This window comes from Isoptericola hypogeus (assembly GCF_039531145.1).
Lineage (GTDB): Bacteria > Actinomycetota > Actinomycetes > Actinomycetales > Cellulomonadaceae > Isoptericola > Isoptericola hypogeus.
In genome coordinates this window covers 8,492-12,444 of the sequence record NZ_BAAAPM010000009.1, presented here as the reverse complement: position 1 = coordinate 12,444, position 3,953 = coordinate 8,492, and the positions used below count along the sequence as shown (strand labels likewise).

1 protein-coding gene is annotated in these 3,953 nt (G+C 75.5%); it reads right to left on the bottom strand.

From position 1 onward, the window contains the following. Nucleotides 1–58: 58 nt before the first annotated feature. Nucleotides 59–3,841, bottom strand: a complete 3,783-nt coding sequence (locus tag ABD254_RS18035; RefSeq protein WP_344250092.1) for a S8 family serine peptidase — start codon at nt 3,839–3,841, stop codon at nt 59–61. Nucleotides 3,842–3,953 lie beyond the last annotated feature (112 nt).

The window sequence follows — 3,953 nt, the reverse complement described above, 5'->3', positions numbered from 1 at the left end:
CCGGCGCTCGTGGTCGGGGTCGGGTCAGCTGCGTGGTCGGGTCAGCAGCGCGGACCCGTCAGCAGCCGAGACGCTCGAGCTGGAAGTCCGCGGCCGTCGGCGCCTTTCCCAACCGAAGCCTCTGCGACTCGGGGACGTACCCGTCCTTGTGCGCCGTCGCCCGCACCGGGTTCTCGCCCCGGTCGATCCACCGGGCGTACGTCCCGTCGGCCGGCACGGTGAACGACCAGGTGCTCGTGGACCCGGCGAGGCTCACCGTCGCCCCGTCGAGGGGCGACGCGTCGCCGGCGCACGACGCCCCCGTCACGGTGCCGAGCACCTTGCCCCAGGTGCGGGGCGGGTCCACGCGGAACGTGACCAGCACCGGCTCCACGTCGAACGGCGTGTCCTCGACGAGGCGCAGCTGGGCGGAGTACGCGCCGGGCTGGCCGAGCGCCGACGAGTCGAGGGTCACGGCGACGTGGGCCGACCGGCCCGCGGGCACGGTGACCGACGTCGACCGGGGCGTCAGCCACGCGGCGTCGGCGGCGTCCGCGGCACCGCACCCGTCGAAGCCGGGCAGCAGCTCCGCCGCGGCGGTGGGCTCGAACTGCCCGGTCGAGCCGCCGACCTTGACGAACCCGCACGCCGACCCGCCGCGGTACGACGCCAGCCCGGAGCTCGGCAGCGACGTCCACGAGTCCGCTGCGGCGTCGTACGCCCACCCCGCGTTCGTCAGCGCGTCGTCCGCGACGCCGCCGGACACGACGAGCGTGCCGTCGGCGGCCGCGTACCCCGCCGCCCACACGGAGCGGGGCATGTCCGCCGCCTGCCGCCAGGCGTCCTCCTGTGGGTCGTAGACGTACGTGTCGCGGGACTCCCCGGCGGAGGACCTGCCGCCCGCGCAGACGATCCGGTCGCCGACGGCGCCGCACGACAGCCAGGCCGTCGGCACGGGGTAGTCGGCGACCCGCTCGAAGCTGTCCGACTCGACGTCGTACGCGGTCACGACGCGCGTGCCGCACGCCGCCTGGCAGCCGCCGACCGAGTACACGACGCCGTCGAGCGCCGCGACCCCGGCCGCCGCCATCGGATGCGGGTTCGCCGCGCCCCCCTCCCAGCTGTCCGTGCGCGGGTCGTAGATCGCAGTCTCGTCCACCACCGTGCCCGGGTCGCCCCAGCCGCCGATCACGTAGAACCGCCCGTCGACGAACGCGCCGCCCGGCTTCATCCGGCCCTGGGGCATCGCCGCCCTCTCGGTCCACCGCAACGACTCCGGGTCGTACGCGTAGGTGGCGGCCGACGGGGTCAGCCCGTCGGCGGTGCCGCCGACGGAGTAGACGACCCCGCGGTACGCCCCCGCCACGTTGTCCATCACGGCGGTCGGGTGGTCGGCCAGGCCCAGCCACGGCCCGGCCTCGGCGGCGGCCGCGACGGCCGCACCCTCGGCGGGCTCCCGCCCGGCACCCCGCAGCGGAGACACCGGCACGTCGAGCCGCTCGAGCGACGCCCCGGGTGCGGACGTGACGGCCCACGACGACACGAGCCCGCCGTCGGCCCGCGCGATCTCGAAGCCCTGGTCCTTGTCGGCCAGCTCGAACGTCGCCGGGGCGTTGCCGACGTTGCGCACCTCGATCGTCGCCGTGGTGGCGCCGCCGAGCTCGACGGCGGACGTCACGGCGCCCGACACGACCTCCAGGTGGCCGGCGCCGAGCGCGAAGCTCGCGGTCGCGACGGCGTGGGGGCGCACGTCGGCCGTCACCGTGCCGGCCGTGTACCCGCTGCCCTTGCTCGCGGTGAAGGGACGCTCCCCGGTCAGCGAGGAGAACATCCAGTAGAACCCGGCCCCGAGGCCCGGGTCGGCGGTCGACCTGGTCGTCGTGGCCGCCTCGTCGGGCGCGTCGTCGCTCCGGACCCTGGCGCCGACGACGCCGGCGCCGGTCGTCGCGTCGGTCACGTGCCCGACGACCAGCCCGCCGGCCAGCGGCGTGCAGTCCGCGGCGTAGCCGGCGGCCCTGCAGCCGGGGGCCACGGTCGGGGCGTGGTCGCGCACCACGTCGGCCGTGACCGGCAGGGTGTCGGTCACCGGCTCGTACCCCGGGTAGAGGGGCTCCACGGTGAGGTCGTACGTGCTCCCGGTCGGCACGACCAGGGAGTAGTCACCCGTGGCGGGGTCGGTGAACGCCGTGACCGGCGTGCCGGCGACCCGGACCTTCGCGTACAGCGGCCAGCCCTGCCCGGACCCGTCGGACACGGTCCCGGACACCGTCGCGGACGGAAGCCGCGTGAGCTCGACCGACCGCTCGGTGGTCGAGTCCGCGGTGACCTCCACCCCGGTGACGACGGCCTCGACGAACCCGTACCGCGTCACGGTCAGGTCGTACGTGCCGACCGCGAGGTGGATGTCGAACCCGCCGTCGGAGCCCGTGGTCGCCGTCCGCTCCATCGGCCCCGCCACCTGCAGCTGCACGCCGCTCAGCGGCTCGCCGGTGTCGGCGTCGGCGACGGTTCCGGCCAGCATCCCGGCGGGGCCGGCCGGCGCCGCGTCGACCAGGGCCTGTGCGTCCAGCCGGCCGTCCCCGAAGACGTTGTTGAACTCGGCGGTCCCGCCGCAGGACAGGTCCGGGGTGTCGATCGCGCTCTGTCCCAGGAGCTCACGGGTCAGCTCGACGTCGCCCAGGGCGGCCGGCCTCGCCGACCACAGCAGGGCGACGGCGCCGGCCACGTGGGGCGCGGCCATCGACGTGCCGCTGTTGACGGCGTACTGGCCCCCCGGGACGCTCGAGCGGACGTCGACGCCTGGGGCGGCGATGTCCGGCTTGAGCGTGCCGTCCTGGCCCGGGCCGCGGCTGGAGAACGACGCGATCACGCCTGCCTCGTCGTAGGCGCCGACCGAGTAGTTGATGGTGCGGCTGCCCGGGCGTCCGGAGGTCGTGCAGCTCGGCCCCATGTTGCCGTTGGACCAGGTCACGAAGATGCCCGACGCCGCCCAGGCGGCACTGGCCTCCTCCAGGAACGGCTGGTTCGAGGGCAGGTTGGACCCCCAGGAGTTGTTGATGACGTGCGGACGCATCGCCGCGTCGGGGTGGTTCCCGTCGTGGTCGGTGGGCTCCAGCAGCCACTGCGCCGACGCCATCAGGGTGGTGTCCGTGCAGCAGCCGTTGGTGGCGATCCAGCGCGCGCCAGGGGCGACGCCGATGTGGTTCTCGGCGCCGTCGGCGCCGACCATCGTGCCCATCGTGTGCGTGCCGTGGCCCTCGTCGTCACAGGGCGCGCCCCTGCAGGTGCCGTGGGCGTCGAACCAGTTGTAGTCGTGGCTGAAGGTCCCGTCGCCGTTGTTCCCCCGGTACTGACGCGCCAGCGCCGGGTGGTCGTACTGGACACCCGTGTCGATGTTCGCCACGACGATGCCCTCGCCGGTGGCGCCCTCGTCCGCCCAGACCTGGTCGGCCTTGATGTTCTCGATCCCCCACTCGACGGCGTCCGCGGTGGCCTGCGCCTCCTCGGTCGTCGTCTCGGGCGGGTCCACCGCGAACGACGGCCACAGGCCGGCGACCTCCTCCCGCGCCGCCAGCTGCGTCGCGAGCGCCGGGTCGGCGCCCGAGACCTTGATCGCGTTGGCCGCCCAGAAGCTCTCGAACTCCACGCCGTGCGCCCGCAGCCGGGCCTGCACGCCGCGCTGGCTGCGCTCGGCGGTGCGGCGCAGCTCGGCGGCGACGGCGCGGCCCCGCTCGTCCCAGTCGTCGATCGCGGACGCCGCGGTGAGGTCGGCCTTCGCGTCGAGCTCGATCCACAGGTCGACCGGCTTGCCGGCGTCGAGCGTGCGCTCGAGACCGGGCGCGATCTTGTCCCGGGCCGGCACGGCGGCGGACGGTGCCGCCGGGGTCGCGGCGGCAGCGGACGGTGCCGCCGGGGTCGCGGCGGCAGCGGACGGTGCCGCCGGGGTCGCGGCGGCAGCCGGTGCGGTGGCGGCC